General features: G+C 54.5%; 18 protein-coding genes and 5 pseudogenes. 18 read left to right on the top strand and 5 right to left on the bottom strand.

The features are described from left to right. Nucleotides 1-2: 2 nt before the first annotated feature. On the bottom strand, nt 3-1463 hold the full coding sequence (locus tag ACMDB8_RS16690) for a DUF6861 domain-containing protein (protein WP_056723996.1): 1461 nt from the start codon (nt 1461-1463) through the stop codon (nt 3-5). Nucleotides 1464-2182: 719 nt separating this feature from the next. Here ACMDB8_RS16690 and tssI point away from each other — a divergent pair. The 13 genes and pseudogenes from tssI to ACMDB8_RS16625 all read left to right on the top strand — a co-directional run bounded on the left by tssI (nt 2183) and on the right by ACMDB8_RS16625 (nt 18670). Next, complete coding sequence (gene tssI, locus ACMDB8_RS16685) at nt 2183-4033, top strand: type VI secretion system tip protein TssI/VgrG (protein ID WP_223542074.1); 1851 nt, start codon at nt 2183-2185, stop codon at nt 4031-4033. 11 nt (nt 4034-4044) lie between these two features. Continuing rightward, nucleotides 4045-4629 (top strand): hypothetical protein, encoded by a 585-nt coding sequence (locus ACMDB8_RS16680; protein ID WP_223542073.1) that lies wholly within the window; start codon nt 4045-4047, stop codon nt 4627-4629. 39 nt (nt 4630-4668) lie between these two features. Beyond that, complete coding sequence (locus ACMDB8_RS16675; RefSeq protein WP_223542072.1) at nt 4669-5136, top strand: DcrB-related protein; 468 nt, start codon at nt 4669-4671, stop codon at nt 5134-5136. A 3-nt stretch (nt 5137-5139) separates the two neighbouring features. Continuing rightward, nucleotides 5140-9366 carry an RHS repeat-associated core domain-containing protein gene (locus ACMDB8_RS16670; protein ID WP_409079350.1) on the top strand — a complete coding sequence of 1409 codons (4227 nt, stop codon included), beginning with the start codon at nt 5140-5142 and terminating at the stop codon, nt 9364-9366. Between the two features lie 8 nt (nt 9367-9374). After that, nucleotides 9375-9986: a hypothetical protein gene (locus ACMDB8_RS16665; RefSeq protein WP_409079349.1), complete on the top strand. Its 612-nt coding sequence runs from the start codon at nt 9375-9377 to the stop codon at nt 9984-9986. A gap of 341 nt (nt 9987-10327) precedes the next feature. Continuing rightward, nucleotides 10328-10924, top strand: a complete 597-nt coding sequence (locus ACMDB8_RS16660; protein ID WP_409079348.1) for a hypothetical protein — start codon at nt 10328-10330, stop codon at nt 10922-10924. A 114-nt stretch (nt 10925-11038) separates the two neighbouring features. Then, nucleotides 11039-13357 (top strand): annotated as a pseudogene (locus ACMDB8_RS16655) (RHS repeat-associated core domain-containing protein); the annotation flags it as partial. A gap of 13 nt (nt 13358-13370) precedes the next feature. Beyond that, nucleotides 13371-13688 carry a hypothetical protein gene (locus ACMDB8_RS16650; RefSeq protein WP_056725172.1) on the top strand — a complete coding sequence of 106 codons (318 nt, stop codon included), beginning with the start codon at nt 13371-13373 and terminating at the stop codon, nt 13686-13688. Nucleotides 13689-13735: 47 nt separating this feature from the next. Next, nucleotides 13736-13999 (top strand): annotated as a pseudogene (locus tag ACMDB8_RS16645) (HNH/ENDO VII family nuclease); the annotation flags it as partial. Between the two features lie 57 nt (nt 14000-14056). Next, nucleotides 14057-14548, top strand: coding sequence for an SMI1/KNR4 family protein (locus ACMDB8_RS16640; protein WP_056725175.1), 492 nt, complete (start codon nt 14057-14059; stop codon nt 14546-14548). A gap of 275 nt (nt 14549-14823) precedes the next feature. Then, complete coding sequence (locus tag ACMDB8_RS16635; RefSeq protein WP_056725177.1) at nt 14824-15243, top strand: NTF2 fold immunity protein; 420 nt, start codon at nt 14824-14826, stop codon at nt 15241-15243. A 237-nt stretch (nt 15244-15480) separates the two neighbouring features. Then, a pseudogene (locus ACMDB8_RS16630) lies at nt 15481-17776 on the top strand (RHS repeat-associated core domain-containing protein); the annotation flags it as partial. Nucleotides 17777-18190: 414 nt separating this feature from the next. Next, complete coding sequence (locus tag ACMDB8_RS16625; RefSeq protein ID WP_223542545.1) at nt 18191-18670, top strand: hypothetical protein; 480 nt, start codon at nt 18191-18193, stop codon at nt 18668-18670. 130 nt (nt 18671-18800) lie between these two features. On the opposite strand, the pseudogene ACMDB8_RS16620 reads toward ACMDB8_RS16625, so the two are convergent. Further along, a pseudogene (locus ACMDB8_RS16620) lies at nt 18801-20024 on the bottom strand (IS3 family transposase). Nucleotides 20025-20127: 103 nt separating this feature from the next. On the opposite strand from ACMDB8_RS16620, the gene ACMDB8_RS16615 reads away from it, so the two are divergent. The 3 genes and pseudogenes from ACMDB8_RS16615 to ACMDB8_RS16605 all read left to right on the top strand — a co-directional run. Next, nucleotides 20128-20385, top strand: a complete 258-nt coding sequence (locus ACMDB8_RS16615) for a hypothetical protein (RefSeq protein ID WP_223542544.1) — start codon at nt 20128-20130, stop codon at nt 20383-20385. A gap of 12 nt (nt 20386-20397) precedes the next feature. After that, nucleotides 20398-21111 (top strand): SMI1/KNR4 family protein, encoded by a 714-nt coding sequence (locus tag ACMDB8_RS16610; protein WP_056724005.1) that lies wholly within the window; start codon nt 20398-20400, stop codon nt 21109-21111. A 72-nt stretch (nt 21112-21183) separates the two neighbouring features. Continuing rightward, nucleotides 21184-22893: pseudogene (locus tag ACMDB8_RS16605) on the top strand (type IV secretion protein Rhs); the annotation flags it as partial. A 582-nt stretch (nt 22894-23475) separates the two neighbouring features. On the opposite strand, the gene ACMDB8_RS16600 reads toward ACMDB8_RS16605, so the two are convergent. Continuing rightward, nucleotides 23476-23838, bottom strand: a complete 363-nt coding sequence (locus ACMDB8_RS16600) for a hypothetical protein (RefSeq protein WP_409078616.1) — start codon at nt 23836-23838, stop codon at nt 23476-23478. Between the two features lie 462 nt (nt 23839-24300). On the opposite strand from ACMDB8_RS16600, the gene ACMDB8_RS16595 reads away from it, so the two are divergent. Beyond that, nucleotides 24301-24810, top strand: a complete 510-nt coding sequence (locus ACMDB8_RS16595) for a hypothetical protein (protein WP_082562944.1) — start codon at nt 24301-24303, stop codon at nt 24808-24810. Nucleotides 24811-24942: 132 nt separating this feature from the next. On the opposite strand, the gene ACMDB8_RS16590 is transcribed toward ACMDB8_RS16595, so the two are convergent. Continuing rightward, a complete protein-coding gene (locus ACMDB8_RS16590; protein ID WP_409078793.1) occupies nt 24943-25524 on the bottom strand; it encodes a helix-turn-helix domain-containing protein in 582 nt (193 codons plus the stop codon). Between the two features lie 53 nt (nt 25525-25577). Beyond that, nucleotides 25578-25739, bottom strand: coding sequence for a hypothetical protein (locus ACMDB8_RS16585; RefSeq protein ID WP_177336468.1), 162 nt, complete (start codon nt 25737-25739; stop codon nt 25578-25580). Between the two features lie 263 nt (nt 25740-26002). Between ACMDB8_RS16585 and ACMDB8_RS16580 the strand changes: the two genes are divergently transcribed. After that, entirely contained in the window at nt 26003-26218 is a 216-nt protein-coding gene (locus ACMDB8_RS16580; protein WP_056724180.1) for a TOBE domain-containing protein, read from the top strand. Nucleotides 26219-26328: the final 110 nt, after the last annotated feature.

The raw sequence follows: 26328 nt of genomic DNA, 5'->3' as shown, positions 1-26328 counted from the left end.
CTCTAGTTAGCTGTGGTTCCGATCAATTTTGGTGTTCCCCACTCGGCACGGTTAGGTGTCAGATATTGGAATGATTCACCGGTTCTCTGGATTGCACCGCTCAATTCTGATGTAGGGGCGACTTTACTGACAAAAACCTCGGTTGGCTTCAATGGTGCCATCTCGTAGATCGAATAGGTGGTTGATTCGCTGCTCAACGGCAATCCGAACGAATCAGCCAGTGTCCTCCCGGAGTTCGCGGCTGCCTGTAGCTCCTCATGAGTGGTAAAGAACGGCGAGTAAGGTGAAACGCCTTGGCCTTCGGGTACGATTTTCACAAGGGGCGAATCCATTAACCTTACTTCGGGGATGGTGGAGCCGGAAGCTACCTGGTCGAACGCCCGTGAGTAGATGGTTGTTGCATCAGCGTCAGGGGCAGCCGCTTGCAATTTGCCCAGCAGTTTTTCCCCGTCAGGCGTATTCAGGAAGCCTTCGATTTGCTCGTTCGACAAGCCCTTGGTCTGGAAGGTTTTGACCTTCTTGACCTGATCCTCCACCGAAACGAAGTCAGGGTCCTGCTTGGCGTAATACTCACGCATTGTCTCCGGCTCGGCCTTCTGAAGAGGCGCCGGTTCCTTCACCCGCAACTCATCCCGAGCCAGCAACTTCTGCTCATTCCTTGCCAACCAACCCGCCAACTGCTTGTTCGAAATCTCTGCCTGAAGCTTCGCGCTGCGGGTCGCGATGCTTTCCATGCTGTTCATCACGCCCGCTTTCATCTGGCCCCGGGTCAGGTAGGTGACGATGGCGGTGAGCAACAGCAGTACAAGTTGCTCCTGTCCGCGAGCCAGTTGTCGTGCCGCGCGTTCGATACGTTCCTGTACCAGTGCGGCGGAACCGCCGCTGGGGTCCAGGCCGGACGGTTTGACGCCTTCTTCGGCATGCCAGGCCGTGGCGATGCCTTCCTGCAAGGTCGAGAGGCAGGCGGGCAGGCCCTGGTAAAAATACTCGGCGATGGCTGACAGGCCCAGGCCCATGAGAATCAGGTTGCCGACCTGCAAGCCGATACCGGCCCCGGCAGCGGCTCCGGGGGCAGCGCCGACGCCGAATGCGAAGGCCCCCGCTGCGCCGCCGGCCACGGTGCCGATCGCTACGCTGCCGCCGAGAATCATCGAGACTTCCTTGACCAGTTGCAGCAGCACCGGCAGGATCTGCTCGATTTCAATCGAGGCCCACTTGCGCTTGAGGTCCATCTGGATGATCGGGTAGGAGAGGGTCATCGCCTGATGCACCGCATCGATGCGGTGACCACCCATGTAGCCATAGGCCTGGCTCGCGCCATTGCTGACACGCCGGGTGAAGCCGTTCCAGTTGTCGTGAGCGCTCTGCAAGCCGTCGTTGACGCCCTGGTTCAGCTCGCTGAATTTCTGGTCGAGGTTGCGTTCGACATCGGCCCAGCTGGGCACGTTGGCTAAAAGATCCATTTACTCATCACTGTCCTTGGGGGAAAGGCGCTTCCTTGTTGCTGCGGTCGAGCTGTCGAATATCCGACTTCACATCATTGCCAAAGTGATGGCTATCAGCCCTGCTTCAGACTGCGGGGCGAGTTGAAAATTTCAACATGGATCCCATTTTTTGTTATTCGCGTTACATTCGGCAATGATGGCAATAAGGCATTAGTTGCCAATCAGTGGCACCTAACTTCCCGTTCATCCTTGATATATCGGCGTTTCTGGGTGGCCAGCGTGGCGATAATTATTTTTCAGGGATTATCCCGAACTGAGTTCGAAGTGCGTGGAAGTGCCCGCATGCACTGCGTGCGGGTTGACACAGTGCATGACATGGGTGTCTCCTTCCCGCGTTCGAGAACCAGTGCAACTTGTAGAAGTGTGACAAATTTCTCAAATATTTTGCCGGGTAATGGCACTTTCATACTGCCTTGCGGTCGCAGTTCCTGACGCACAATGGCGTGTAAGGGATCTCATTCGGTGTTTAAAAAAATCGATGAAAATGAAGGATTTTTTGCAGGTGGCCTCTGGCAGAACTTGCAGATGATTCGTGCCTCAGACCGAAAACATAGGGTGGCGAAGTGTTCGCCTGGTTCAATGTTGCGGCAAACAGGGTTTTGACCCTCTTATCTGATTCGTTATGTGCAGTGGTTGAGAGAGGGCGGTAGCTTTCCACTGTTTTCAAGGAGATACACATGTTGATGGACCTTGCCGCAATGCTTTCCCCGCAAAATCGGCGCCTGTTCAAGTTCAAGAACCTCGCCAACCCCGAACAGCAATTGTTGCTTGAGTCCTTCAAGGGGACTGAAGGTCTGTCCCGTGCGTACAACTTCGAGTTGCTGCTGGTGTGCCAGGACTCCGACGTCGAGCTGAAGTCGATGATGGGCCAGCACGTGGTTCTGGAAATCGAGCTGGCAGACGCCACGCCCCGTTACCTGGCGGGCTATCTCACGCGGTTTGCCAGCATCGGCAGCGACGGCGGCATGGCTCGCTATACGGCGACGCTGAACCCCTGGTTCTCCATGCTGAAGAACCGCTTCGACACGCGCATTTTCCAGGGTTGCACGGTGGAAGATGTCGTCACCCAGGTGTTTGCCTTGTGCCCGGCGTTTTCCCGGCACGAGTTCCGCCTGAGCAAGCCGCTCAAGCATTACACCTATATCACCCAGTACCGGGAATCGGACTTCAATTTTGTCCAGCGCCTGCTGGAAGAAGAGGGGATGTTCTACTACTTCGAGCACACCGCCGAAGGCCACACCATGATCATCTGCGACGACTCCAGCACCCTGGTGCCGTTGCCTGAACAACCGCAGATCCGCTACCACACGGCATCGGTCACCGAGACCGCCGACTCCATTACCCAATGGAGCGGCAATCGCCAGTTGCAGTCCGGGAAAATGGCGGTCCAGACCTTCGATTATCGTCAGCCGTCCAATCGCTTACCGGTCGCCATGAAGAGCCTGAACAAGCAGGGCGATGTCGACGACTTCGAAATCTACGACTTCCCCGGCCAGTACACTCACGGCACCTACGACGAAGGCGAAACGCTGCTGCGGCTGCGGGTCGAAGCACTTGAGCTCAAGGGCAAGAGTTTTCATGGCGCCAGTAACTGCCGCGCGATGAAACCCGGCTACACCTTCGAACTGCTGCAGCATTACGATCACGACCAAGGCCCCGCCGATGATCGACAGTTCCTGCTGATGAGCGTCGAAAGCGAAGGTCACAACAACTACCTCAGCGGGCATCAGGCGAGCTACTACAACACCTTCGCCTGCGTGCGCAAAAAGATCGTCTTCCGCCCTCAACTCACTACCCCGCGCCCGACCATCTCCGGCCCGCAAACCGCGATCATCGTCGGTCCGCCGGGGGAGGAAATCTTCACCGACGAACTCGGCCGCGTGAAGGTGCAGTTTCACTGGGACCGCAAGGGTGAGCACAACGACAAGAGTTCCTGCTGGGTCCGCGTCGCCCAGGCGGGTGCCAGCGGCGGCTTCGGCAGCATCCAGATTCCCCGTGTGGGCGATGAGGTCGTGGTGGTCTTCCTCGACGGCAACCCCGACCGCCCGCTGGTCATGGGCAGCCTCTACAACAGCCAGAACACCCCACCGTGGTCGCTGCCGGCGAACAAGACCCAGAGCGGGTTCCTGACGCGGTCGATGAAGGGCGACGGCGGTACGGCGAACTTCTTCCGTTTCGAAGACAAGGCCGGTGCCGAACAGATCATCATGCATGCCGAGCGCAACATGGACACCGAGATCGAGGTCGACGAGATCCACAGTGTCGGCAGCAACCGCACGATCACGGTCGGTGGCACGCACACCGAAACCATCAAGAAAGACACGGTGATGAATGTCCAGGAAGGCTCGCTGACGATCCAGGTCGACAACCAGTTCATTCAGGTCAGCGCCAAACAGCACATCATTCTTCAGGTGGGCGGCAGCAGTATCAAGCTGACGCCCGAAGGCATCGAAATAAAGGGCGACGCCATCGATATTCTTGGCAAGAACACCTACGTCCACGGTGACCGTGTCGATATCAACAAGTGAGAAATCAGACCATGGTCAGGACCAGCATCTACGACCGTATTTCCGAGAAGCGGTTAGCGGCCGAGACACTTGCGCGGCAGCAGTTGCAGGAGGCTGTCGAGGTTTCGCCCGCTGTCATCGAGCCTGAGCCGGTAGCGGTGATACCGCTTCAATTGGCGCGCAATGAATTGAAAGTCGCGGGGCTGAATCTGGTAATGCCGCAAGGCTTCAACTTCCGCGACATTGATACAACGCTCGAAAAGCATGGCCATCCCGTCACGTTCAGTGCCAAGCGTCGTCCTGCACCTGAAGGGCTGACGCTGCAACGCTCGGTGCAGTTATATGTGGAGAACCTGCGCAAGAACCACCCCGACGTCACCATCGTGCGGCAGAGCGATTGCCTGCTGGCAGGCAGTCCGGCGATTACCCTGGATTATATATTCACGGCGGGACAGGAGCGTCGCCACGGCAGAGCGACCAGCGCAGTCATCCAGCCCGGCAATGGTAACGAACGCCAATGGTTGAGCATGTCGACGATGATCAATCCCGCACATGCAGAGCTTGCCGATTGGTTAATCGAGTTCGAGACGATGCTCGAAAACATCAGCGCTGACTAAGCATTTTCCCCTTTTACGTATTTACGGAACACACGCCCAATGGACTATCAGCTTCAGGAAGGATCCATCACGTTGCCGGAAGGTTTTCAGGACCGCACGGTGAACATGTTCGTGCTCGGCAACAGTATTCCTGCGCCACTGAACATCACACTGTCGCGCGACAACATGCTGCCGGCAGAGGATCTGAAGGCTTACATCGAGCGCCAGGTAAAACTCATTGCCGCCAAACTGCGCGGCTATACCTTGCTCAGCAAGAAGCCGGCAGCGCTGTCCGGGGAGCAACCGCTTTGCGGCATCCAGGTGGATGCCTACTACATGAACGATGGTCGACCGGTTTACCAACGGCAGGCAGCGTTCGAAATCGAACCCGGTCGCATCCTGGTGTTTTCCACCACCAGCCAGGCTGATTTCAGTGCCACGCAAAACCAGAATTGGCTGCAGCTGCTGACAAGTTTCAAACCGCGCCAGGCCGAGACGGTGTCCACCGACAGCGCCGAACAGGAGTAACCCATGTTCGAAGCTGCGCGTTGGGGCGATGAAATTGAACACACCAGTGCGCTCGGCGGCTTTCTCGCCGGCGCAGTGATCGGGCTTGCGATTGCGACGGCTGCCGCGTTCACGATCTGCACGGCGGGGCTCGGCGGAATTCTGCTGGGGATTGCCGTAGGGCTGGCTGCCAGTTTCGTCCCCATGATTGGCGAAAGCATAGGGTCGGCAATGAGTTCGCCCGCCGGGGGGATCAAGCTCGAAGGCTGCTCGACGGATGTGTTCATCAATAGCCGTAATGCCGCCCACGCAAAATTGAGCATGGGTATTTGTGATAAACACCCAGCACCGGTAATGGTCGCCGAAGGCTCATCCAACGTTTTCATCAACAATGTGGCGGCTTCGCGCAAGGGTGACAAACTCACTTGCGGCGCGAAGATCTCCAGCGGCTCGAACAATGTGTTCATTGGCGGCGGAACTGAGCGCTATCTCGATGTCGACGAAGAAATTCCCGGCTGGCTGCGGGTCACCGTCGACGTGCTGATGATTGTCGCCTCGATGGGCCGCGCAATTGGTCCGATCTTCAGGCTGGGCATGGCACAAGGTCTGAAGGCGGCCGGGCCTTGCGCATTGAAGTTTGGAGCGGCCGTGGCGGGCAGCTATCTGGCTGGTCGCTTTGTCATCGGTCCGGCCGTTGAGCGCGCAATTGGGGGTTTGAGCGGCAATCCCGTCGACCTTACCAGCGGGCGCAAGCTGCTGCTCGAGTCGGGAGAAACCGACTTTGCGCTGCCGGGGCTCGTGCCGATTGAATGGTCGCGCTTCTATGCCAGCGATCTGACCGTCGACAGCGTGCTCGGCAGAGGCTGGGTCTTGCCCTGGGAGCAAAGCCTGCGCAGAAGCGGCAGCTTCGTCTACCTCACGGATAACCAAGGGCGCAGCGTGCCCTTTGTGGATGTGGAGCCAGGCGATCGCATCTATAACCCCTACGAGCAGCTCCACCTGGTCCGCACCGAAGGCGGCCACTACCTGCTGCAAACCCTCGACAACCAGTTCTTCTACTTCGGCGAGGTGCCGGACGACAACAGCGATGTCCCGCTGCAGCGCCTGGAAAATGCCCTTGGGCATTACCTGCATTTCACCCGCACGGCAGAAGGCCGGTTGACCGACATCAGCGCCACTGGCGGTGTTCGCGTGCACCTGCACTATGACAACCCGCTGGGGCGCCTGACCGACGTCAAGCGCGTCGTCGACAACCTGGCGGTTGAAACCCTGGTGCAGTACCGCTATGACGACAACGGCCAACTCATCGAGGTGATCAATCGCAACAGCGATTCGATGCGCCGTTTCAGCTACGCCGATGGGGTGATGGCCAGCCACAGCAACGCCCTGGGCCTGAGCTGTCATTACCGTTGGGAAACCATTGATGACCAGTTGCGTGTGGTCGAGCACTGGACCAGCGATGGCGAACATTTTCACTACCGCTACGACTTCAAGCAGCGCACCTCGTGGGCGATGGATGCACTGGGGCGCGAGCTGGAGATCCACTACAACGACGATCGCCGCGTGATTGCCAGTCGCGACTTCGGCGGTGAGCAGTACGCTATCGACCTCGACGAAGCGGGCAACATGACCGGTCTCAAGCTGCCGGATGGCAACCGCTTGGGGTTCAAGTACGACGACTTTTCGCGTTTGCTTGAAGAAACCGACCCACTGGGTCGCAAGATCAAATACAAGTACCACCTCGGCACTACGCTGGTCACGGAAACGACCTTCCTGGACGGCAGTGTCTGGCAGGCCCGCTACGACGCCAAGGGTAACTTGATCGCCGAAGTCGACGCCCTGGGCAATAAAACCGAATACCTCAACAGCGACGACGGCCTGCCGCACACCATCATCGATGCAACCCACAAGTCCAAATACCTGTGGTGGAACACCCTGGCCCAGGTCGAGCGCTTCCAGGATTGCTCGGGTAAAAACACCACCTACCGCTTCGACGAGCGCCAGCATCTGGTCGCCGTCACCGACGCGCTGGGCCAGACCACCACGCTGGAACGCAAACCCGACGGCGAAGTGCTGCGCATCAATCATCCGGACGGCAGCGCCGAGTCCTTCACCTACAACGCCCTCGGCCAGGTGCTCAGCCATACCGACGGCAAAGGCCAGACCACGCGCCTGCTACGCACCGCCCGAGGATTGCCGAGCAGCCGCCAGGACGCCAAAGGCCAGCGCATCCGCTACGAATACGACCCGGCGATTCGCCTGACGGCGCTGATCAACGAAAACAACGCGGCGTACCAGTTCGCCTACGATGCGTGCGACCGGTTGATCGAAGAAAAACGCATCGACAACCTGACCCGGCGTTTCAGCTACAACCTGGGCGGGCATCTGACCCAGGTCGATGAAACCGGCTACGGCGAACGCGGTGAACGGCCACAACGCCGCACCGAATTCGAACGCGATAGCATTGGCCGGTTGCTGGCCAAACTCAATGCCGATGCCCGTCAGGATTACGTGTATGACGACGCTGATCGCCTGCTGTCGATCCAGCGCCTGCCGACCGCGCAGGGCAAGCAAATTGGTGTCAGCGAAGAAACGCTGGAGTTCTCCTACGACCTGCTCGGGAGGCTGATCCAGGAGACCACGGCGCAAGGCGCCTTGTCCTACGAATACGACCCACTGAGCAACCTCACCACCCTGACGTTGCCCACCGGCCAACACCTCAATCACCTGTATTACGGCAGCGGCCACCTACACCAACTCAACCTCGACGGCCAGTTGATCAGCGACATCGAGCGCGACGACCTGCACCGCGAAGTCCTGCGCACTCAGGGCACCCTCACCAGTTGCTTCGGTTACGACGCCATGGGCCGCAAGAGCTGGCAGTTCGCCTCGCGCCTGCCGGCGGAAAAACTCTCGCGCCTGCACAACCCCGGTATCCAGCCCGACCTGCTGGTCGAGCACGCCTACAACCCGATCCATCGCCGTCACCAATACGACCCGGCCGGCGAACTGACCCGCACCCTCGACAAACTGCGCGGCGAGATCAAGTACGAATACGAAGCCAACGGCCAGTTGCACAGCCGCGACACCGGGCAGTTGCTCGACAGCGAAGAATTCCGCTACGACGCCGCGGCGAACCGGCTGAACTTCAACACCAGCCAGTTTGACCACGTCAAGGACAACCGCCTGAAGCGCTGGCGGGACCAGGAATATGCCTACGATGCGTGGGGCAACCTGGTTGAAAAGCGCAGTGGCATGGGCACGCTGCAGACGTTTCGATATGACTGTGAAAATCGGTTGGTGCGGGCTGAGACGTTGGTCAGCGGCAAGCTGGAAAGTATCGGTTCGTATCGGTATGACAGTTTGGGGCGACGGGTTGCCAAGGTTTCAGAGGTCAACGGCAAGACCGAGCAGAAGCACTTCTTGTGGCAAGGCTTGCGGATGTTGCGTGAGGAGCGACCGGGGCAGAGCAGTTTGTACCTGTATGAGCCGGGGAGTTATGCGCCGTTGGCGCGGGTGGATCAGGCAGAGGGGGAAGAGCAGCAGCTCTATTACTTCCATACCGATCAGATTGGTACGCCGCTGGAGATGACGGACGCGGACGGGAGCATTGTCTGGCAGGCGACGTACAAGGCTTGGGGGGCGGTTGAGCGTCTACACGTTAATGACGTCGAGCAGAACCTGCGGTTTCAAGGGCAGTATTTTGACGATGAGACATGGCTGCACTACAACACGTTTCGGTATTACGATCCGGAGGTGGGGCGGTTTGTTACGCAGGATCCGATTGGGTTGTTGGGTGGGGTCAATCTGTATGGTTATGCAATAAACTCAACTGTTTGGATAGACCCTCTGGGATGGTGCTCCAGCGCTCTAGGAAGGTCGATGGGGGCGAGATCTGGCGATGGGATGGCAAATCACCACTTGATTCCCGAAGAGCTGATGAAAGTCCCATCGTTCCAGCCTATGTTTAATAGACTGAAATCTATGGGTTTCAATGGAGATGGCGCATCTAACGGCATATTTCTCCCTGGCAAAGAAGCTGTCAAAAATATAGATCTTCCCGGGCATTGGACCAACCATAAAGTATATACAACTGCTGTTAGGGAAAAACTCCAGCGCCTTAGCCAATTGGCACCATCTTTGAGTGATACTCAATTGGTTCTCGGCATTAAAAATGTTCAAGATTGGGCTAGGGCCGGCCTGCAAAATGGCACCTTTAAAGTCAATCCTGCGACTGGCGGGCTTTTGTGAGATTAACTATGAAAAAGTTTTATGTTGTGAGTGGTGACGCCAATGGGGAAAATATCCCTTATTTTTTTGAGATGATATGGACTCCAGATTTACCTGTTTTTGATCTCCCAGTTGCTAGTCCTGATATTAAAAGCTTCGCCAAAGCCTACAGCGTAAAGGCTGATACTGAAGAGCTAAAAGTCGATGTTCTGATAAATGATTATCTGGCTTCAGTTGATTTTGTAGAGTTGTGTGAGTCTCTTGAGACGGATTTTTTGACAATTCCCGCGGAAGTCATACTGGAAGATGGAAAGAGCCCTGAGAAAAAATATAGTTTTTTTTGTATAAAAGCTAGAGCATGGGTGTTGAGTCAAGAAGAATCTGTTTATGACCTGACGGATGACGGTTTACTGAGGCCCAAGGAAGATCGAGCTCCCGGTCCTGTGTATGAGCGTATTGATTCATTCGTCATGAAAAGCAATGTTGACTATGATTTGTTCTATTGTGAGGAAATCAAACAGATGGTTTGTTCTTCAAGATTTAAACAAGAGTTCGAGTCTAGGAAGCTTAGCGGTCTTAATTTTATGGCTATCGATGAAGGTTATGTATATGCACCGTGGGATGATTTTGGATTGGACTGACTTAGAGGTGAGTGTAGATGACGATGAAGTCGGCTTTTTCGCACTTGAAAAATGCCCATCCTGATGAGCATTTTTAATGCCTTCGCTCTAAATGCTGACAGCAGCGTTATGACCCGCACCGCAGAAGTTCTACGCACTCAGGGGCGCGTTCACCAGTTGCCTCAGCTCCTACGCCATGGGCGCAGGAGTTGGCAGTTCGCGTCGCGCCTGCCGGAGGACAAACTCTTGACCATCCACAACCCTTATTAAACAAACGCAGGGGCGGGACGCTTAATCGATCGTGTCAAAAATGTAGCGAAGTTAGGTTCCTGTGGTTAATAATTTACGTTTTGGAGAAGGCTATGAATGGTATAGGACATGCAGCGGCTGAGTTGGCGAGAGTCCATAATAAATATAACCTGTCAGGTGGTTTTCAGTCGCGTGCTCAAGTTGGCGCGAAGTGGCCTTCAACTCTTGGTCGCTCAGTTGAGTTGGAGGATTTTTACAATGATTATGAGCCGGTGGATGTCAAAATCGAAACAGGATTTACCCCGTTAAAGCTTTTCAGTCTTGACTCGATTGAGAAAGGTCAAGTCGGCTATAAGTGGGTTGGTGGGGAGTCGGCTGTCAAGTTAAACAATGAGTGGGGCCACGCTTTTGTAGTCATAATGGATGATTCTGGTGGCGGAAAGCCAGCTATTGCAGTAACAAATGTCAAGAACACTCCGGTTTATGCAAGTTGTAGTGCGGTTGCCCCATTTAAAGTTTCAGATTCGCTAGCTGATTTTGTTTTTGCGTTGGCGAAGTTAGTTGAGATTGTGTATGGCGAGTTTAATATTTTTGAGATTTCTGATGATGACGGATTGAGCTCATTATTTGTTGCGAGAGTGAATGATGAAATCTCTCCTCTACTAGGTGAAGAGAACTTTGAAAGATTTTTTGACTATTTTTACGGTTGAGTACGTTTTTTTGCCTTAATTTCTCAGCGTCAGTGCTCGCTGTTGCTCGCTCTTTTATAACCTAACGCAAAACAAGTGGCTACCAATGTTGTCTCAGCCGCTTCCTCTATTGCAATCATGGACGCCAGCCACAAGTCCAAATACCTGTGGTGGAACACCCTGGCCCAGGTCGAACGTTTCCAGGATTGCTCGGGTAAAAACACCACGTACCGCTTCGACGAGCGCCAGCATCTGGTCGCCGTTACTGATGCGCTGGGTCAGACCACCACGCTGGAACGCAAACCCGACGGCGAGGTGCTGCGCATCAATCATCCGGACGGCAGCGCCGAATCATTCACCTACAACGCCCTCGGCCAGGTACTGACGCACACCGACGGCAAAGGCCAGACCACGCGCCTGCTGCGCACCGCCCGTGGATTGCCGAGCAGCCGCCAGGACGCCAAGGGCCAACGCATCCGCTACGAATACGACCCGGCGATTCGCCTGACCGCGCTGATCAACGAAAACAACGCGGCGTACCAGTTCGCCTACGATGCGTCCGACCGGTTGATCGAAGAAAAACGCATCGACAACCTGACTCGACGCTTCAGCTACAACCTCGGCGGGCATCTGACCCAGGTCGACGAAACCGGCTACGGCGAACGCGGCGAACGACCACAGCGTCGTACCGAATTCGAGCGCGACAGCATTGGCCGGCTGCTGGCCAAACTCAATGGCGATGCCCGTCAGGATTACGTGTACGACGACGCTGATCGCCTGCTGTCGATCCAGCGCCTGCCGACCGGGCAGGGCAAGCAACTGGGTGTCAGCGAAGAAACGCTGGAGTTCTCCTACGACCTGCTCGGGAGGCTGATCCAGGAGACCACGGCGCAAGGCGCCTTGTCCTACGAATACGACCCACTGAGCAACCTCACCACCCTGACGTTGCCCACCGGCCAACACCTCAATCACCTGTATTACGGCAGCGGCCACCTGCACCAACTCAACCTCGACGGCCAGCTCATCAGTGACATCGAGCGCGATGACCTGCACCGCGAAGTCCTGCGCACCCAGGGCACGCTCACCAGCTGCTTCGGCTACGACGCCATGGGCCGCAAGAGCTGGCAGTTCGCCTCGCGCCTGCCGGCGGAAAAACTCTCGCGCCTGCACAACCCCGGTATCCAGCCCGACCTGCTGGTGGAGCACGCCTACAACCCGATCCACCGCCGCCACCAGTACGACCCGGCCGGCGAGTTGACCCGTACCCTCGACAAACTGCGCGGCGAGATCAAGTACGAGTACGAAGCCAACGGCCAACTGCACAGCCGCGACACCGGGCAGCTGATCGACAGCGAAGAGTTCCGCTACGACGCCGCGGCGAACCGGCTGAACTTCAACACCAGCCAGTTTGATCACGTCAAGGACAACCGCCTTAAACGCTGGCGGGACCAGGAATATGCCTACGATGCGTGGGGCAACCTGGTTGAAAAGCGCAGTGGCATGGGCACGCTGCAGACGTTTGTGTATGACTGTGAAAATCGCTTGGTGCGGGCTGAGACGTTGGTTAATGGCAAGCTGGAAAGTACCGGTGCGTATCGGTATGACAGTTTGGGGCGACGGGTTGGCAAACAGTCTGTTGTTAATGGCGTGACCGAGCAGAAACACTTCTTATGGCAAGGCCTGCGCATGCTGCGGGAGGAGCGTCCGGGGCAGAGCAGTCTGTACCTGTATGAGCCGGGGAGTTATGCGCCGTTGGCCCGGGTGGATCAGGCAGAGGGGGAAGAGCAGCAGCTCTATTACTTCCATACCGATCAGATTGGTACTCCGTTGGAGATGACTGACCGTGAAGGGCAGATTGTCTGGCAGGCGACGTACAAGGCTTGGGGGGCTGTTGAAAGGCTGGCGGTCAATGATGTCGAGCAGAATCTGCGGTTTCAGGGGCAGTATTTTGACGATGAGACGGGGCTGCACTACAACACGTTTCGGTATTACGATCCGGGGGTGGGGCGGTTTGTAACGCAGGATCCAATAGGATTGTTTGGGGGTTACAATCTCTACAGCTATGCTCCAAACACGACTGCATGGACTGATCCGTGGGGATGGGAATGCATACCAAACAAAGTGGCTGGCTCTGCTCGAGAGGCTAGAGCCAAAGCAATATTCGAGAAACGTTACGGTAAGAAAAATGTTCTCGGCGAAAGGTATCTACGTAATGCTGAGGGGAAAATAGTCAAGGACCCGTTAACCGGTGAGGGGCGTCGAGTTGATTTTGTTGTTAAGAATGCTGATGGCTCCGGCACGGCGAAAGAAATTACAAGTTTGACCGCTTCGAAATTTGCGCAGCTGGAAAAAGAAATGAGAATTCGAGAGGCGGGTGGAGTTTTTGTGCGCGAGCCGGGTACCAAAAAATTGATTGAAGTAACTGATGTGTCGACAGTGATTCGTGCAAGGTAATAGGAGTTTGGTAATGAGTGATTTGGATTTTACTTTGTGCAGCATACCGATGCTAATGTCTAGAAATAAAAGCGCCGAATATCAGAGGCAGATAGTTGTGCGGTATACAGTTCTAATGAGTTTCCTTAAGGTGCGTGGTCTTATTTATAAGGAGCCATTTGATAGTGATGGTAATTTGAAGATGGATTTGGTTATAAAAAAATCAGATGTCACTTCTCAATGCCTCGAGCTATTCAAGAAGGCAGTTCCAGCTTGGCACGCCTACGTGGATAAAGGTGGAGATATTAATAATACAAGCAAGATTGAAAAGGAGTTGGCTAAAATTCCATGAGTTTTATCTAATTAAGTGGCTGGGAATTTGATCTCAGTCGCTTCAGATGCTTCGGCTTCGACGCCATGGGTCGCAAGAGCTGGCAGTTCGCCTCGCGCCTGCACAACCCTGGCATCCAGCCCGACCTGCGGGTCGAGCACACCTACAACCCGATCCACCGCCGTCACCAATACGACCCGGCCGGCGAGTTGACCCGCTCCCTCGACAAACTGCGCGGCGAGATCAAGTACGAGTACGAAGCCAACGGCCAACTGCACAGCCGCGACATCGGTCAGTTGCTCGACAGCGACGAATTCCGCTACGACGCCGCCGGCTGAATGGGCGGACTCCGAAAGCTGCCTCTACAACTTGTTAGTAAGGAGACAATGATGGGTGTACTGAAAATGTCGAAGTCCGATCCGAAAGTGAATAGCTCTGATCTCAGTTTACTGGAGGATGAGATAGGGCATACATTGCCTGAAGGCTTTAAAAATTTTTATTTAACTCATAGTGGTGGGGTTGCAGATAGAGATTGGTGGGATAGTGGTGATGAATATGAGCCTGTTCGATTAAAGAAATTTAAAGCAGTTGCAGCTAGTGGTGCTTTGGATGCTGCAGAGACAAAATATTTAAGCGGCTGTTATGCTGTGATGACCTCTAAAAATGTGATACCTAAAACATTGCTGCCGTTTGCGACTGACGATGGTGGTAACTTTTTCTGTCTGGATTTGACTGATGGTGATGTGTGTTTTTACGCAACTGATTCCTTTGATTCGAATAGTAGTTATGCCGCCAATCATGCAAAGGCCTATCGTTGGCTCGCAAGTTCGTTTGACGCTTTTGTTGAGGGGTTAAAGGACGAATCTGAGATCGACCTGTAAAATCGAAGGCCAGAGGAGCTGTGACAGGTATCGCGATGACCTGCACAGCGAGGCGGACAATGATTGTCATTTTCCGCTTTTTTCACTAACACCGGTCTGGATTACGATGTTTTATAAAACCAACCACTAGGGAAGTACTCATCTCAGGCAGCAATCATCCACAGCCGCTTCAACGGTGACAGGTCAGCTGATCTCCACCTTCCGTCACGGCAAAGGATTTCTGGTTTTTATTCTGCTGTTCGCAATTGTATTGTTGTGCTTGGTAGGAGTTTGTTATGGAAAAAGAAGTTTCGGTGGTTGAGGCGTTGAAAGGCTTTATGTCAGAAATGCGAGATTGGGAGACGGCTTTTCGCGATGAGCAAATGAGCCTGATCGATGCGGAAAAAAATACCTCTGACTGTGATAAAAAGTATGAACTCGAGCTTAAGAAGGTTTTAACCAGGTTTTCTGTGTCAGATGAGCGAAGCTGGGCTAGGCTTGTAGATCTCGGTTGTGGGTCTCCTCCGACTTATGATCCAGAGAGGGATGTAATAAACAAGCCTGTTCAAGAAGGTAAAAATTACGCTGTGGTTGTCGAGCAGATGGCTAGGCTAAAGGCTGTATATAAGTTTGTTCTAAAAGATACTGGAAATGGTTGGCTGATAGTGAAAAAAGAAACAAAAAGTGGTGATAAGTGGAAAAAAACCGCTCTCTGATGTTTGTATGTAAACGGTGCAGCGCTCCGTTGTACTGGTGGCGCAGCATTTCATGGATGTGTTTGGTTGTTCATTGGTAGTCAAAAACTAGTGGGGTTTGTGCCGTTCTTTAAAATTTTATCTCTAGAGTGGCTTAAGGTTTTCTTAAGCCACTTTCCTCTTTAATCTAAAAATGCTGTGCAAGCGCGTTCTTACAATTCACGCTAAAAATGATTAATAATTGAACGAATCCATTTTCGCGACTTCGGCGGTGAGCAGTACGCCATCGACCTCGACGAAGCCGGCAACATGACCGGTCTCAAGCTGCCGGATGACAACCGGTTGGGGTTCAAGTACGACGACTTTTCGCGTTTGCTTGAAGAAACCGATCCACTGGGTCGCAAGATCAAATACAAGTACCACCTCGGCACTACGCTGGTCACAGAAACGACCTTCCTGGACGGCAGCACCTGGCAAGCCCGCTACGATGCCAAGGGCAACTTGATCGCCGAAGTCGACGCCCTGGGCAATAAAACCGAATACCTCAACAGCGACGACGGCCTGCCGCACACCATCATCGATGCAACCCACAAGTCCAAATACCTGTGGTGGAACACCCTGGCCCAGGTCGAGCGCTTCCAGGATTGCTCGGGTAAAAACACCACCTACCGCTTCGACGAGCGCCAGCATCTGGTCGCCGTCACCGACGCGCTGGGCCAGACCACCACGCTGGAACGCAAACCCGACGGCGAAGTGCTGCGCATCAATCATCCGGACGGCAGCGCCGAGTCCTTCACCTACAACGCCCTCGGCCAGGTGCTCAGCCATACCGACGGCAAAGGCCAGACCACGCGCCTGCTACGCACCGCCCGAGGATTGCCGAGCAGCCGCCAGGACGCCAAAGGCCAGCGCATCCGCTACGAATACGACCCGGCGATTCGCCTGACGGCGCTGATCAACGAAAACAACGCGGCGTACCAGTTCGCCTACGATGCGTGCGACCGGTTGATCGAAGAAAAACGCATCGACAACCTGACCCGACGCTTCAGCTACAACCCCGGCGGGCATCTGACCCAGGTCGATGAAACCGGCTACGGCGAACGCGGTGAACGGCCACAACGCCGCACCGAATTCGAACGCGATAGCATTGGCCGGTTGCTGGCCAAACTCAATGCCGATGCCCGTCAGGATTACGTGTATGACGACGCTGATCGCCTGCTGTCGATCCAGCGCCTGCCGACCGCGCAGGGCAAGCAAATTGGTGTCAGCGAAGAAACGCTGGAGTTCTCCTACGACCTGCTCGGGAGGCTGATCCAGGAGACCACGGCGCAAGGCGCCTTGTCCTACGAATACGACCCACTGAGCAACCTCACCACCCTGACGTTGCCCACCGGCCAACACCTCAATCACCTGTATTACGGCAGCGGCCACCTACACCAACTCAACCTCGACGGCCAGCTGATCAGCGACATCGAGCGCGACGACCTGCACCGCGAAGTCCTGCGCACCCAGGGCACACTCACCAGCTGCTTCGGCTACGACGCCCTGGGCCGCAAGAGCTGGCAGTTCGCCTCGCGCCTGCCGGCGGAAAAACTCTCGCGCCTGCACAACCCCGGCATCCAGCCCGACCTGCTGGTCGAGCACGCCTACAACCCGATCCACCGCCGCCACCAGTACGACCCGGCCGGCGAGTTGACCCGTACCCTCGACAAACTGCGCGGCGAGATCAAGTACGAGTACGAAGCCAACGGCCAACTGCACAGCCGCGACACCGGCCAGTTGCTCGACAGCGAAGAATTCCGCTACGACGCCGCGGCGAACCGGCTGAACTTCAACACCATCCAGTTTGATCACGTCAAAGACAACCGCCTGAAGCGCTGGCGGGACCAGGAATATGCCTACGATGCCTGGGGCAACCTGATTGAAAAACGCAGCGGCACGGGCACGCTGCAGACGTTTGTTTATGACTGTGAGAATCGCTTGGTCAAGGCCGAGACGCTGGTCAACGGCAAGCTGGAAAGTACCGGTTCTTATCGGTACGACAGCCTGGGGCGGCGGGTTGCCAAGGTTTCAGAGGTCAACGGCAAGACCGAGCATAAGCACTTTTTGTGGCAAGGCCTGCGGATGTTGCGTGAGGAGCGACCGGGGCAGAGCAGTCTGTACCTGTATGAGCCGGGGAGTTATGCGCCCTTGGCGCGGGTGGATCAGGCAGAGGGTGAAGAGCAGCAGCTTTATTACTTCCATACTGATCAGATTGGTACGCCGCTGGAGATGACGGACGCGGACGGGAGCATTGTCTGGCAGGCGACGTACAAGGCTTGGGGGGCGGTTGAAAAGCTGGCGGTCAATGACATCGAGCAGAATTTGCGGTTTCAGGGGCAGTATTTCGATGACGAGACGGGGCTGCACTACAACACGTTTCGGTATTACGATCCGGAGGTGGGGCGGTTTGTTACGCAGGATCCGATTGGGCTGTTGGGCGGAGATAATCTCTATCAGTATGGGAGTAACCCTTTAGGTTGGATCGATCCATTAGGATTAGCATGTTCGTCTCTTCATGAAAGGGTAGTAAATGATGCGAACAAAGTCGCATCTGCTGGAGGTGAAATCACCGCCAAACAAGCTCAAATTTTGAGAGGAAATCTACCCGTTGTTCAGCGACGTACTGTGTTTCAGAATCAGATGGCACGGAAAGAATTTGTGGGTAGTCAGAACTATTTGATGAAACAATGGGAAGCTAACACCGGTAGAGTATGGCCATCTGGTGCAACTCCCCATCACATCGTACCTTTGGAAAGTGGTGGCGCGAACAAGTGGTGGAATCTGATGCCGACACATGGCACGTTGCCTAATCACTCTTTGCCTGGGATTCCAGTTCCGCATGCCGCAGGTGGGGTTCTAAGGAGCACGATTCAACAAGGAAGAAAAGCTCTGCCACTTGGTACAATAACTGATTTGAGATTGTAATATGATTGATATTGATGAGGAGTGTAGAAAGATAGAAGGGTTTGAGTTTTTTTCTAACATGGGAGGTCGTGGGCCTAAAGATGATAATTATATATATATAGAAAGCGTTCGAAAGGTTTTCGTGGAACCATCTGAGTCTGAGTTTTATGGGTGTTATGATGGTGTTGAATGGTTGCCCACATCCCCAACTCAACCTGATCCGTTTTATGAGATACCTAAGCCACCATCGGACTTGGTCGCCATGAGGATTAAAGCGAATAAGGCAGTAATGGCCGCTACTAAAAATCTTGACAAGAGCAAATTCATTTGTGCGCCGCATGATTTTAGCCTTGCTGCAAGAAATGGGGTGTGTTTTGCCTTTAGGCAATATGTGTCCGAAAGTTATTACGGGCTTGGTGATCGATGGTTGACAATAATCAGATTATATTATTCCGGTCATTGGCCTGTTGGTTTCTTTAAAAACAAAATAGTCGTTATTTGATTTTGGTGGATAGAGCGGAAAAGGAACGGAAAAGGGGACAGGGGAAAAGGGGACTGGAAAAGGGACGACGGAAAAGGGGGGAGATTTATTTTGAAGTAATGTCTAGTCCTGAAATAGGTTTACACCTGTTTCACCCCAACGCCCGATGCACCGCATCGGGCGTTTGTATTTCAAAGACAGGTGCGGTCGCTCGCCGTTATAGATCGATACCGACTCACTCACCATCTTCTTCGCCTGCGTCAAATCCTGCGGTCGCTGGAGCATAAGCTCTGTCTTTAATATCCCGTTGACCCGCTCTGCCAAGGCGTTTTGGTAGCAGTCATAGCCGTCCGTCATCGAACACCGGATGCCGTGTTTCGCGTGCAGTTCCTGGTACATTCCCGAGCAATACTGGCTGCCTCTATCCGAGTGATGGACCAGCGACTGCTGCGTTCGACGGTGTTTCACCGCCCGGCGCAACGCATGCGCTACCGACTCGGCGTGCAGGCTTTCATGGACGTGATAGCCCACGATCTTTCGCGAAAAGCATCCGTCACAAGGCTCAGATAGGCCACGCCTTCCTGAGTGGGCAAATAGGTGATGTCAGCCACCCAGACTTGTTCCGGGCCGCTTGCAACAACCTGATCAGGACCGGGCTTGAGCAGGTTCGGATGGCGCCGAAAGCGATGATGGCTGTCGGTCGTCTTGTGGTAAGCCCGCCTGCGGGCCACCAATAAACGCCTTTCACGCAGAATCGAAAACAGTCGATCTCGACCCACTTGCAGCTCAAGTTGAGGCTGGCACTGCAGCAAGTAATGCAGCTTTCGGGTGCCCAGACGTGGCTGCCGCTGGCGCTTTTGCTGAACGTAATCGGCAACTTTCTGATCCAGAACGAGACGAGCAGCATCGGCGCGATTACGTTTGTAGTAAGCTTGGCGGCTTATCCCCATGAACTGGCAAGCCCTGCTGATACTCAGGTTTTGGACTCGCTTTTGCGCGAGGACTTGCCGGGACGCTTTTTTATGACAGAGAGGCCGTAGTCATTTTTCAAGACATCCACGACAGCTTCGAAAAACTGCGCTTTCTGATTGGACAGAGCCAACTGCTCTTCAAGTTCTTTGATGCGTTGCTCTGGCGTCAATGGTCGGTTTTTGTCGGGCATAGACCCCATCCTCGGCGAGCCAATGTATGTGCCCGGGCTCCAATCCTGCCGACCGTGCTTGCGTAACCACGTCAGAACGGTCGTTTTGCCTTGAATCCCGTAGCGCTCCTGAGCCTCTTTATAACTCAGCTCGCCTTTTTCGACCTGGTCGACGACCGACAATTTAAAAGTCAGCGTGTAGTCTCGCTGACTACGCCTTTTTGCTGATTCCATTACGCCCTCCTGAAAATAGATCAGAAGGTGTAAACCTTATTCAGGACGGGACATAAATAAATCTGCCCCCTTTTTCCTTTTACATGCGGACCACATCGTTCCCATGAAGCAAATTACGGAAATGGATGGTTTTAACAAACTTTCCTTTGGTAATCAGCTGGAAGTATTAAATCATAAGCCGAATTTTTCGCCCTTGAGCGAAACTGCAAATACTTCAAGGGGGGCTAAGACATACGAACAATGGACGCGCTACAAAAAAGGAAATGTGGATGTTGATCCTGCCTTTAGACGTAGTATGATGGAGCGTGCGGCGAAGCTCGAAGTTGAACTGCAGGAAAAAATTTATAGCCTTTTGCCTTAGAAGGAGTCGAAAGTGATTACATTGGAATGCGTGGTAGAGCAAGTTAAAACTTCTTTTGTCGGTCGTGATGTGTATTTTTCGCCGAATGAATTGCCCGTGAATGTAATTATTCCTGCGGAGTGGAAAGAGTTTGGTGCTGTTTTTTCTGAGAAACCTAAGTTTCCCACAGCATGGAATTCTTTTGCTGGTAAAATGCCTTGGGTGTTGTCCTTGCTAGATACATGCTTGGTCGGCACGTTTGTCTTGGGTGGCGAGAAAGTTGAATTGTTATATGTCTTCCATGATGCTAGTGGTCTTTATTACTATGTCGGCGGGTTGCCACTAAGTAGCTGTCCATTGAAGTCAGATAAGATCAATCTGATTGCGGGTAGGTTGTCGGATTTCTATTTGCATGTACACAATGGCTTCACTTTTTTTCCCGCGCAATCAATGGGGCCTCAAAAGATCGAAGACTTTTCATGTGTGGCAGATTTAATTGATGAAGAAGAAACGAGCTTCGCAGCAAACTGGGTCACAATTTTTTCTAATGGGGGCGGGGATTATTTAGCTGTCGATATAAATAATCATGCGGATGATAAAGGTGTTATCTGGTGGCATGAGCAACCCATGGAGCCGGAATTGGGTATAGATGTTTTTGAGGTGATGGATACGTGGATTTCTATATTTCTGGAAGATACACAATCACGAAGTGATGTATTGATAAAAGAATCTAAATTCAAAGCTTAAATTCGCCTGAAAAAATACTATGGCCTGCGACATCCAGATGAATTACCCCGACTACAGGGCCTGGCGCACCCCAAAAGAAACCTCATCGCCGAAGTCGACGCCCTCGGTCACACTGCCGAATACCTCAACGGCGACGACGGCCTGCCGCACACCATCATCGATGCAACCCACAAGTCCAAATACCTGTGGTGGAACACCCTGGCCCAGGTCGAGCGCTTCCAGGATTGCTCGGGTAAAAACACCACCTACCGCTTCGACGAGAGCCAGCATCTGGTCGCCGTCACCGACGCGCTGGGCCAGACCACCACGCTGGAACGCAAACCCGACGGCGAAGTGCTGCGTATCAACCACCCGGACGGCAGCGCCGAGTCGTTCACCTACAACGCCCTCGGCCAGGTGCTCAGCCATACCGACGGCAAAGGTCAGACCACGCGCCTGCTACGCACCGCCCGTGGCTTGCCGAGCAGCCGCCAGGACGCCAAGGGCCAGCGCATCCGCTACGAATACGACCCGGCGATTCGCCTGACCACGCTGATCAACGAAAACAACGCGGCGTACCAGTTCGCCTACGATGCGTGCGACCGGTTGATCGAAGAAAAACGCATCGACAACCTGACCCGACGCTTCAGCTACAACCCCGGCGGGCATCTGACCCAGGTCGATGAAACCGGCTACGGCGAACGCGGTGAACGGCCACAACGCCGCACCGAATTCGAACGCGATAGCATTGGCCGGTTGCTGGCCAAACTCAATGCCGATGCCCGTCAGGATTACGTGTATGACGACGCTGATCGCCTGCTGTCGATCCAGCGCCTGCCGACCGCGCAGGGCAAGCAAATTGGTGTCAGCGAAGAAACGCTGGAGTTCTCCTACGACCTGCTCGGGAGGCTGATCCAGGAGACCACGGCGCAAGGCGCCTTGTCCTACGAATACGACCCACTGAGCAACCTCACCACCCTGACGTTGCCCACCGGCCAACACCTCAATCACCTGTATTACGGCAGCGGCCACCTACACCAACTCAACCTCGACGGCCAACTGATCAGCGACATCGAGCGCGACGACCTGCACCGCGAAGTCCTGCGCACCCAGGGCACGCTCACCAGCTGCTTCGGCTACGACGCCATGGGCCGCAAGAGCTGGCAGTTCGCCTCGCGCCTGCCGGCGGAAAAACTCTCGCGCCTGCACAACCCCGGTATCCAGCCCGACCTGCTGGTCGAGCACGCCTACAACCCGATCCATCGCCGTCACCAATACGACCCGGCCGGCGAACTGACCCGCACCCTCGACAAACTGCGCGGCGAGATCAAGTACGAATACGAAGCCAACGGCCAGTTGCACAGCCGCGACGCCGCGGCGAACCGGCTGAACTTCAACACCAGCCAGTTCGATCACGTCAAAGATAACCGCCTCAAACGCTGGCGGGACCAGGAATATGCCTACGATGCGTGGGGCAACCTGATTGAAAAACGCAGCGGCATGGGCACGCTGCAGACGTTTGTTTATGACTGTGAGAATCGCTTGGTCAAGGCCGAGACGCCGGTCAACGGCAAGCTGGAAAGTACCGGTTCTTATCGGTACGACAGCCTGGGGCGGCGGGTTGCCAAGGTTTCAGAGGTCAAGGGTAAAACCGAGCAGAAGCACTTTCTGTGGCAAGGCCTGCGGATGCTGCGTGAGGAGCGTCCGGGGCAAAGCAGCCTGTACCTGTATGAGCCGGGGAGTTATGCGCCGTTGGCGCGGGTGGATCAGGCGGAAGACCTTTACCTGTTCAGTTCAGGGCAAACCGTATTCACTGGCCTGATCACCAACCTGGCGTATCGGCGTAATGAAAGTGAGCCATTTCATCGCGTCATCGAGACGTTGAAAGGCTTTCAGGAATTCCAGCAACTGGTGCGTGAGTTGCATGTTCGCGAGTGTCTGCCGGTTGTGACGAACAAGCTTGAGTCTGACGGCGCAGTGACTTTCAAGTATGTGCCGAGCGGGCAGGTCTGGCGCAAGCGAGTCTCGGGGGACTTCCTGAATGTCGTTACACAACCGATTATTGTGACACGCGAGTTTCTGGAAGTTGAAGGACGTAAAGTCCCGGTGTCGACCCTTGCTTCAATTGATTTAAATGCCTGGAGTGAAAAGGTCACTCTAAAAGACGCAGCCGGGAATCAGATGCTGTCAACGCTGTGCACCGGGATCATGAGTCATGACCTGTTTCTCACCACTCTGGATGTGCTGCTGGATGCTCAGCGGGCAAGCAGGGGTGAGACTGCCCCTACTCTGGCCTGAAGATCTCAGTCCTCCGCCAGGCTGACCATTACAAAAAAACCGGCTGATCAGGCCGGTTTTTTGTGGGGCGGTAGTAGAGCAGCTTATTCAGGCAGTGCGATTCTGGATCAGACGATCCGAGCCACCTTCAGCGACGCGGTTTTGCAGGAGCTTGTCGGAACCACCTTCAGCAACGCGGTTTTGCAGGAGCTTGTCGGAACCACCTTCAGCGACGCGGTTTTGCAGGAGCTTGTCAGAGCCACCTTCAGCGACGCGGTTCTGCAGCAGTTTGTCAGAGCCACCTTCGGCCACACGATTCTCGATCAGGCAGTCGGAACCACCCTCTGCCACACGGCTTTCAATCAGACGATCCGAGCCGCCTTCAGCGACCACAGGTTGAGCAGAGGTAGCGGCAAAAGCGTTAACTGCGAAAACCGAGAAAGCGATGCTGAGGAGGGTCTGGCGTTTCATGATCATGTGCTCCGGGGTACTTATGGGTTGGTATGGAGCAGATGTTACGCCGTGGATTTTTTAAGAGAACTTCATTGAATCAATGGTGACTATCGACGCAGTCAATGGATGATTCGGTGTTCTTTGCGGGATCGAGCTTGCTCCGGGCGGCGTTCCGACGAACTTCAACTCAACCAGCTGGGAAAGATTGCTACACCGGTTAGAACGTTTATTTCTTTACGGTATTTGAATAGATGCAATCTGCATATCCATAACCGAATAATCCGCGTCATGTTTTTTACCTTGTCCGTGATCGAATCGGATCGTTCGTCACAGCAGAAATAATCCTCCTGCCTGCCTCGTTAAGCCTGTCGCGACATCGAGTTTGGCTGTTTGATCGCCAGCTTGTCGCGCTCGGCCGATTCCCTAGAATCCGCCTCCATCAGCTTCGTCCAACTATCCAGTCCTTTAGGGAACAACACCATGATGAATGCCATGCAGATGCAAATGCCGATGAACGCCAACATGCCAATGATGTCGATGATGGGCATGCCGATGATGATGGCGACCATGTCCTGCGACATGATGGACGACGGCATGATGTGCAAGATGATGCCGGCCGCTGGCATGGACATGGCCATGTTCAGGAACAGCGCTGAAATGATGCAGTTGATGATGAACTGCGGCATGCCGATGATGATGCACTGCGGCAACATGAGCATGATGTGCATGTCCCCGGCGAGCATGGCCATGCCGATGATGAACATGATGATGTCGATGCCGGTGATGGGCATGCCGATGCCGTCGATGAAGTGCGTGATGGAATGCACGCTCATGGCGGACTGCATGATGTGCAAAATCATGCCGATGGCCGGCATGAACATGGACATGATGAAAAACTGCTGTGCCCTGATGATGAAAATGATGAACGACTGCAGCATGCCGATGATGATGAGCTGCAACGGCATGCCGCTGATGTGCTGCACCTGCTGATCCCTGCACTGTACCTGTACCTGTAGGAGCGAGCCTGCTCGCGATGGACGTCAACGATGACGCGGGTTTTCTGAAAAAACGCGTCAGCCTTGAGCCCATCGCGAGCAGGCTCGCTCCTACAAGAAGGCGGTATCAGTCCAGGCGTTCGGGGTAGGTCACCACAAGATAGGCCACGGCCTCACTGTCGGCGGGGTTGCGATAGCGGTGGGGCTGGTCGGCGTAAAACAGGATCGAGTCCCCCGTGGATAGCAGGTAACGTTCATCGTTGACGCTGATTTCCAGGACACCCTGCGCCACCACCAGGTTTTCCTGGACACCAGGGCCATGGCCCTGCGACTGGTCCTCCCCCAACGCGCTCAGGCGCAGCTCGTAGAATTCCGATTGGCGCGCCACGTCAAAGGGGAACAGGGCGCGGCTGACAAAAGCGCCGTTGGCGCTGACCAGGCGTTTGCTCTGGCTCGCCGACAATAGGGCCACACCTTCGAAGGCCCGATGTTCCAGAAACGCCGCCACCGATACCTTCAAGCCTTTGGCTATTTTGCACAGCACCTTGATGGACGGCACACTGCGCCCCGATTCGATTTGCGCCAGCATGGCGCGGCTCACGCCGCACTGTCGGGCCAGGGCATCAAGGGACAGATGGCGCTTGCTGCGCAGACGCAGCAGGTTTTGTCCGACCCGTTCGCAGATCGGGTCCTCTTCCGGATTGTTCAGATCCAGCACAGGCTCGTCCGCGCTTATCAGAAAGCGCGAGGGTTCGTACGCGTTCACGCCTGACGTGTCTCGGTAGACCGAGACGCCTGAACCCACTGCAATGCCTGTAGTCCGGCGTTGCGTGCGTACATCTCCCACATGGCCCGTGCCCGTTGCTGAGCTTGTTTGCGTTTGCGGTAGCTGGCGAAATCGATGAGGTTGTCAGTCGGATTCATGGGGCACTTCACTGTGGTGATGAATGACGGGATGACTGGAGAGTACGCTTCTATTTTTATAACGATAAATACTGAATTTTTATTTGTTAATTCTTTTTGGTTCTTATTGGTGAAGGATTTTCAGGTTGTATGAAGCGTCTTTTATATTCTCAAAAGATATAAATATGTAATTATATATTCCTTTTGGTGTTGGCTGATGCGGTGCATCTTGAGGTCATGCCCATCCATGCGGATGGTCTCGACGCCAGACAGGAAGCCTTATCATGACCATCAAAGCGATCAACGTCCGTAACCAGTTCAAGGGCGTCATCAAGGAAATATTCGAAGGCGAAGTGGTCTCCGAAATCGACGTGCAAACCGCCTCCGGGATCGTCACTTCCGTGATTACCACGCGTTCGGTGCGCAGCCTGGAGTTGAAGGTGGGCAGCGAGGTGATTGCCTTCGTCAAGTCCACGGAGGTCTCCATTGCCAAGCTTTGAAAGCCTGAATCATTGGTAGATAACGGATGATCTGCCGGTTTAAAAAAACCATGAAAAAACCCGGCTGATCAGGCCGGGTTTTTGTTGGGTGTTGTGGTGACGCGGTTTGT

The sequence above is a fragment of the Pseudomonas monachiensis genome, assembly GCF_047345015.1.
Taxonomy (GTDB): domain Bacteria; phylum Pseudomonadota; class Gammaproteobacteria; order Pseudomonadales; family Pseudomonadaceae; genus Aquipseudomonas; species Aquipseudomonas monachiensis.
This window is presented reverse-complemented; position numbering and strand designations above follow the sequence as displayed.